Source organism: Streptomyces europaeiscabiei (assembly GCF_001550375.1).
Lineage (GTDB): Bacteria > Actinomycetota > Actinomycetes > Streptomycetales > Streptomycetaceae > Streptomyces > Streptomyces europaeiscabiei.
The window spans coordinates 1-6,332 of the sequence record NZ_LRTR01000415.1 but is presented as its reverse complement, the minus strand read 5'-3'; the positions used below and the strand labels follow the sequence as shown (position 1 = coordinate 6,332).

The 6,332-nt window shown below is 71.2% G+C and carries 7 protein-coding genes; 4 read left to right on the top strand and 3 right to left on the bottom strand.

Annotated elements, in window-relative coordinates:
- A partial coding sequence (locus tag AWZ10_RS19975; protein ID WP_208618534.1) for an adenosylcobinamide-GDP ribazoletransferase occupies positions 1 to 231 on the top strand: 231 nt, incomplete at its 5' end.
- On the opposite strand, the gene AWZ10_RS19970 is transcribed toward AWZ10_RS19975, so the two are convergent.
- The 3 genes from AWZ10_RS19970 to AWZ10_RS19960 are packed head-to-tail and all read right to left on the bottom strand — an operon-like array spanning position 232 to position 2,278.
- Positions 232 to 1,041: an endo alpha-1,4 polygalactosaminidase gene (locus AWZ10_RS19970; protein WP_046707877.1), complete on the bottom strand. Its 810-nt coding sequence runs from the start codon at positions 1,039 to 1,041 to the stop codon at positions 232 to 234.
- Entirely contained in the window at positions 1,038 to 1,772 is a 735-nt protein-coding gene (locus tag AWZ10_RS19965; protein ID WP_079104408.1) for a spherulation-specific family 4 protein, read from the bottom strand. The genes AWZ10_RS19970 and AWZ10_RS19965 overlap by 4 nt, the downstream gene beginning before the upstream one ends.
- Positions 1,769 to 2,278 carry a hypothetical protein gene (locus AWZ10_RS19960; RefSeq protein WP_052769743.1) on the bottom strand — a complete coding sequence of 170 codons (510 nt, stop codon included), beginning with the start codon at positions 2,276 to 2,278 and terminating at the stop codon, positions 1,769 to 1,771. Before AWZ10_RS19960 ends, AWZ10_RS19965 begins: the two co-directional genes overlap by 4 nt.
- 505 nt (positions 2,279 to 2,783) lie before the next feature.
- Here AWZ10_RS19960 and AWZ10_RS19955 point away from each other — a divergent pair.
- The 3 genes from AWZ10_RS19955 to AWZ10_RS19945 form a co-directional block, all read left to right on the top strand.
- Positions 2,784 to 4,310 (top strand): leucyl aminopeptidase, encoded by a 1,527-nt coding sequence (locus AWZ10_RS19955; protein ID WP_060891724.1) that lies wholly within the window; start codon positions 2,784 to 2,786, stop codon positions 4,308 to 4,310.
- A gap of 288 nt (positions 4,311 to 4,598) precedes the next feature.
- On the top strand, positions 4,599 to 5,987 hold the full coding sequence (lpdA, locus tag AWZ10_RS19950; RefSeq protein ID WP_046708726.1) for a dihydrolipoyl dehydrogenase: 1,389 nt from the start codon (positions 4,599 to 4,601) through the stop codon (positions 5,985 to 5,987).
- Positions 5,988 to 6,047: 60 nt separating this feature from the next.
- A partial coding sequence (locus tag AWZ10_RS19945; RefSeq protein WP_324618244.1) for a biotin/lipoyl-containing protein occupies positions 6,048 to 6,332 on the top strand: 285 nt, incomplete at its 3' end.

Sequence of the window (6,332 nt, the reverse complement as noted above, 5' to 3'; positions counted from 1 at the left end):
GCCGCAGCTCTCGTGGCCGTCCTGGTCGGGTGCGCGGCGGCGGGCGCGGGGGCGCTCCTCGGGCCGTACGACCTCGGCCGCGCGGTCCTCGCGGTCGTCCTCGCCTGCGGTGCCGCCGAACTCCTGCTCCGCCATTGCGTACGGCGGTTCGGCGGCGTCACCGGTGATGTGTTCGGCGGCCTGGCGGAGACCGCGGCGACGGCGGCGCTCCTGGTGTTCACCCTCGGGTGATCAGCAGGCCTTCCGCCACACCCCCAACTCCCACTTCTTCAGCAGCGAGCTGAGCTCCAGGCGTCGGGCCTCGGGGCAGAAGTCGCCCGTTCTCATCTCGTACTCGACGTGGAAGACCGCCTTGCCGGCCTCGATGAACGGGGTCAGGTCGTCGCACTCCTCGTACTGGGCGCACTGTTCGTTGACGGCGAAGTCGAAATCGTCGACGAGTTCCGGGATCTGGTCGAGGTCGTTCTTCAGGCCGACCGCGAGGCCCCGCTCGTGGGCGAGGCGGGCGATGAGGCGGTTGTAGCGGAGCTGGTCGGCAGCCTTGAGGGGGAAGCCGCTCCTGTTGCGGTAGCCGTCCATGTTGTCCGGCTCGACCGCGTCGAAGCCCTTCTCCGCGCACATGTCGATCCGGGCGGCCATCAGGGGTTCGAGGACGTCGGTCGCGCGGATGTCGAGCCAGCGCTCGCCCTCCCAGCCGTTGCCCTTCCCCAGGACCGACTTCGGGAACGCGTCGGCGTCCGGGCGCCAGTCCTCCCAGGCGCCGGTCGACAGATAACAGATCACCCTGCGGCCGTCGTCGTGCAGTTCGGCGACCGTGTCGGCGGAGTGGTCGAAGCCGTCGATGTCGTACACGGGGACGTCGACGGAGGTGTCCAGGCGCCCGCTGAGCTGCCACTGCCATGCCGTGCCGGGCTCCGGCCGCCAGCGGGCTCCCCCTCCGGTCTCCCCGCCGTCGCCCGGCTTGTCGTCCGGAGCGGCGGTGCACCCCGCCGTGAGGAGGAGCAGGGACAGCAGGGCGCTGCGGGCGAGGACGCGGCTCATCGGGTGGGCTCCAGGGCGTGCGGCAAGGTACCCCAGGGATGATCCCCCACGCCGGGCACCGCGCAGTGGACGGAGGCGCCCCGGGTACGGGCGAGGCCGCCGACGTCGGTGTCCGGCGGGACCCCGTGCACCAGGTGGCACACCCGCACGCCGAGACCGCCGCTGCCGCTGCCGCTGCCACCGGGCCACGGCTCGGGCGGCTGTTCCCGGTACGTCTCCCAGCTGCCCTCGAAAGTGACGACGAGGTTGGCGATGCGGGCGTACGCGGGGTGCGGCGGGGTGCCGTGGTTGAGGGCGAGGGTGGCATGGCCCGCGCCCCGGACGGCCGCCGCGAGCCGCCGGTAGTAGTCGAACCCGCCCAGTTCCGCGGCCACTTGGTCGAGGAACGTGCCGTCGGTGCCGTACCAGGCCTGGTACCGGGTCAGCTCGCGGACGACCTCGGTGACGGGTCTGCGGCCGTAGCCGGTGTCGGCGTACCCGAGGAGCCGTACGCCTGCCGCCCGCAGGCGGCCCGCGACCTGGATGAACGCCGGGTCGGGGGCGTCGCCCGGCCCGTTGGCCGGGTTGAGGACGACGCCGTAGAGGCGGGGCGCGGCCGAGACGAGCGCGTCCCATTCGGCGGGGCGGTCGCGGGGGTGCTCGTAGTAGGGGACCAGGAGGGAGTGGTGGGACGGGCGGGCGGGGATGTCGGCCCGTCCACTCTCCTGACGTGCTGTTCTCTCCGCTGTCATCGGTGAGCCGTCGCCCTTCCCAGTAGTCCGCGGACCAGGCACGCCTGAAGTGCGGCCGCGACACCGTACACGAGCAGGCCGATCCCCTGTGGGTCGCCCGGACATGCCACCAGCGCGAGGGTCTGCGCGAGGGCGGCGGCGCAGCAGACGGCGGCGACACCCGGGACGGCGCCGAAGGACAGGAGCAGCAGGCCGGTCCAGGGCAACGCGCCCAGCAGGAGCAGGCCCGCCGGAAGGCGCCCGGTGCGCTGGTGGAGCGCAGTGCGGCGAGTGCTCCGCCGCGGAAGCGGTACGGCAGCCATTCGGCGGGGCCCGTACTGCGTGAGCGCCACGGCGGCGGGTGTGGCGACGGCGCCGCGTTGCTCGTCGGTGCTGACGTCCCCGAGCGCCGCGTACAGCACGAGCACGCCGGTGCCGAGGCCGAAGAAGACGTACGGGAGGGAGGCGCGGAGCCGGGGCGAGGCCGCAGGCTCGCGCTCGCCACGACCGCGGCGGCGCCTCTCCACGCGGGCACACTGTGCGCCATGTTCGCGCCTCCCCCGAGCAGTTCCCGCGCGGCCGGAGTGAATCGCGCGCCGTGGGGAATCCGTGGAAATGATGCAAACCGATGAGCTGATCACTCACCGGCGGGACGAGTGTGACCCAGGTCATGGCATATGAAGCACGAAAGTGACCATGAAGCCGCACAGGGGTGAACGCCCGCAGGAGTGATCGAAATCGGCTGCCGAGGCTACGCGCGCAGACCGTCGGCGCTACGCGCGAGGACCATGGAACCGCGACTCGGGCCACGGCGATAAGGGATCCCCCTATGCCGAAGACATGGGGATCTCCCTGCACGTCCGGAGCGGAAAGTCGGGGAGGCTGGTCGCAGCGGACGCCATACGGACGGCGAGAGCGCAAGCGACCCACGCCCCAGGTCCGATGGGCCGAACAAGGGCCTAGGCTCGTTCTCGGCACGTCGCCCCATCCGTTCGGCCACCGAAACTCAATCGGAAGCGAGATTTCACCACCGTGACTGCTCTCACTCTCAGCACCGCCGCCGCGCCGGGTCTCCGTGCCGACGCGATCGTGGTCGGTGTCGCGAAGGGCGCCAAGGGACCGGTCATCGCGCCGGGCGCCGAGGCCGTGGACAAGGCCTACGACGGCAAGCTGGCCGACCTCCTGGAGACCCTCGGCGCCTCGGGCGCGGAGGGCGAGGTGACGAAGCTGCCCGCGCCGTCCGGCTTCAAGGCGCCGCTCGTGGTGGCGGTGGGCCTCGGCGCGGTGCCCGAGAAGGACGCCTCGTTCGGCGCGGAGGCGCTGCGCCGCGCGGCTGGTGCCGCCGCCCGCGCCCTGTCCGGTACGAAGAAGGCCGCGTTCACGCTGCCCGTCGAGGACGCCGACGCCGTGGGCGCCGTCTCCGAGGGCGCGCTGCTCGGCGCGTACTCCTTCGACGCGTACAAGGAGAACGGCAAGGACCCGAAGGCGAAGAACGGCAAGGCGCCGCTCGCCGAGATCACCCTGCTCGGCGCGAAGCCCCGCGACAAGGCCCACAAGGCGGCCGCCGAGCGCGCGATCGCGGTGACCGAGGAGCTGAACCGCGCCCGCGACCTCATCAACACGCCGCCGAACGACCTCGACCCGGAGGCCTTCGCCGCCGTCGCGCAGACCGCGGCCAAGGAACACGGCATCAAGGTGACCGTGCTCGACGAGAAGGCGCTCGCCAAGGGCGGCTACGGCGGCATCCTCGGCGTCGGCGCGGGCTCCGCGGCCACGCCCCGGCTGGTGCAGCTGTCGTACACCAGCTCCAAGGCGAAGAAGCACCTGGCGTTCGTCGGCAAGGGCATCACCTACGACTCGGGCGGCATCTCGCTCAAGCCCGCCGGGCACAACGAGACGATGAAGTGCGACATGAGCGGTGCGGCCGCCGTGTTCGCCGCGGTCGTCGCCGCCGCGCGTCTGGGCCTCGAGGTCAACATCACCGGCTGGCTCGCCCTCGCCGAGAACATGCCGTCCGGCTCCGCCACCCGCCCGGGTGACGTGCTGCGCATGTACAGCGGCAAGACGGTGGAGGTGCTGAACACCGACGCGGAGGGCCGTCTCGTGCTGGCCGACGCGCTCGCCAAGGCCTCCGAGGACAAGCCGGACGCGATCGTCGACGTGGCGACGCTGACCGGGGCGATGATGCTGGCGCTGGGCAACCGGACGTTCGGGATCATGGCGAACGACGACGCGTTCCGCTCCGCGGTGCACGAGGCGGCGGAGGAGTCGGGGGAGCCGGCGTGGCCCATGCCGCTGCCGGACCACCTGCGCAAGGGGATGGACTCCCCGACCGCCGACATCGCGAACATGGGTGAGCGGTACGGCGGCGGGCTCGTCGCCGGGCTGTTCCTGAAGGAGTTCGTGGGCGAGGGGATCACCTGGGCGCACCTGGACATCGCGGGGCCGGCCTTCAACGAGGGGGGTCCCTTCGGGTACACGCCGAAGGGCGGGACCGGGACGGCGGTGCGGACCCTGGTGCGGCTGGCCGAGCGGGCCGCCTCCGGCGACCTGGGGTGATGGTCGCCCAGGAGCTCGGCGCCTGAGGGGCGCGGGGGACCGCGGACCGGCTGTGGCCGATCGCGCGGTTCCCCGCGCCCCTTCGGGGCGTTGCCCCACGGCTTCGTCACATCTGAGCGTGTGGTGTCTCACACCCCGGCCCGGCGTCTCGTTCCCTCCCGACAAGTGCGAAGATGGGGCTCGGCAGGACAGGGCCCCCACCACAGGGCCGAAGAAGAGCGGCCGGACACCAGCCGCCGCGCGGTCATGGACGACCGGCGTACGGCGTACATGCATGGAGGACGTGACGTGGCGAACGACGCCAGCACCGTTTTCGACCTAGTGATCCTCGGTGGTGGTAGCGGTGGTTACGCCGCGGCCCTGCGCGGGGCTCAGCTGGGCCTGGACGTCGCCCTGATCGAGAAGGACAAGGTCGGCGGCACCTGCCTGCACCGGGGATGCATTCCCACGAAGGCCCTGCTTCACGCGGGCGAGATCGCCGACCAGGCCCGCGAGAGCGAGCAGTTCGGTGTGAAGGCCACCTTCGAGGGCATCGACGTCCCCGCCGTGCACAAGTACAAGGACGGCGTGATCGCCGGCCTGTACAAGGGTCTGCAGGGGCTCATCGCCTCCCGCAAGGTCACCTACATCGAGGGTGAGGGCCGCCTGTCCTCCCCGACCTCCGTCGACGTCAACGGCCAGCGCGTCCAGGGCCGTCACGTCCTGCTGGCGACCGGCTCCGTGCCGAAGTCGCTGCCGGGCCTGGAGATCGACGGCAACCGCATCATCTCCTCGGACCACGCCCTCGTCCTGGACCGTGTGCCGAAGTCGGCGATCGTCCTCGGCGGCGGTGTCATCGGCGTCGAGTTCGCCTCCGCCTGGAAGTCCTTCGGCACCGACATCACGATCATCGAGGGCCTGAAGCACCTGGCCCCTCTCGAGGACGAGAACTCCTCCAAGCTTCTTGAGCGCGCCTTCCGCAAGCGCGGCATCAAGTTCAACCTGGGCACCTTCTTCTCGAAGGCCGAGTACACCCAGGACGGTGTCAAGGTCACCCTCGCCGACGGCAAGGAGTTCGAGGCCGAGCTGCTGCTGGTGGCCGTCGGCCGCGGCCCCGTCTCCCAGGGTCTGGGTTACGAGGAGCAGGGCGTCGCCATGGACCGCGGCTACGTCCTGGTCGACGAGTACATGCGGACGAACGTCCCGACCGTCTCCGCCGTCGGTGACCTGGTCCCGACGCTCCAGCTCGCGCACGTCGGCTTCGCCGAGGGCATCCTGGTGGCGGAGCGTCTGGCCGGCCTGAAGGCCGTTCCGATCGACTACGACGGTGTGCCGCGGGTGACGTACTGCCACCCGGAGGTCGCCTCCGTGGGCATCACCGAGGCCAAGGCCAAGGAGATCTACGGCGCGGACAAGGTCGTCGCTCTGAAGTACAACCTCGCGGGCAACGGCAAGAGCAAGATCCTCAACACCTCGGGCGAGATCAAGCTCGTCCAGGTCAAGGACGGTGCCGTGGTCGGCGTCCACATGGTCGGCGACCGCATGGGCGAGCAGGTCGGCGAAGCCCAGCTGATCTACAACTGGGAAGCCCTCCCCGCCGAGGTCGCCCAGCTCATCCACGCCCACCCGACGCAGAGCGAGGCGCTCGGCGAGGCCCACCTGGCCCTCGCGGGCAAGCCGCTGCACTCGCACGACTGACCCCTCGGTCGACGAAGCGACGATCCAGACTTCCGCAATCGTTAAGGAGCAACAGAAACCATGGCGGTTTCCGTAACCCTTCCGGCGCTCGGCGAGAGCGTCACCGAGGGCACTGTCACCCGCTGGCTGAAGGCCGAGGGTGAGCGCGTAGAGGCCGACGAGCCGCTGCTCGAGGTGTCGACCGACAAGGTCGACACCGAGATCCCCTCCCCCGTCGCCGGCATCCTGGCGTCCATCAAGGTCGCCGAGGACGAGACCGTCGAGGTCGGCGCCGAGCTGGCGCTGATCGACGACGGCACGGGCGCGCCCGCCGCCGCCCCGGCCCCCGCCGCCGAGGAGGCTCCG

Bases quoted from the DNA above. Each gene is read 5' to 3' on its own strand.
- AWZ10_RS19965 (WP_079104408.1), bottom strand. From the start codon at position 1,772: ATGACAGCGGAGAGAACAGCACGTCAGGAGAGTGGACGGGCCGACATC.
- AWZ10_RS19970 (WP_046707877.1), bottom strand. From the start codon at position 1,041: ATGAGCCGCGTCCTCGCCCGCAGCGCCCTGCTGTCCCTGCTCCTCCTC.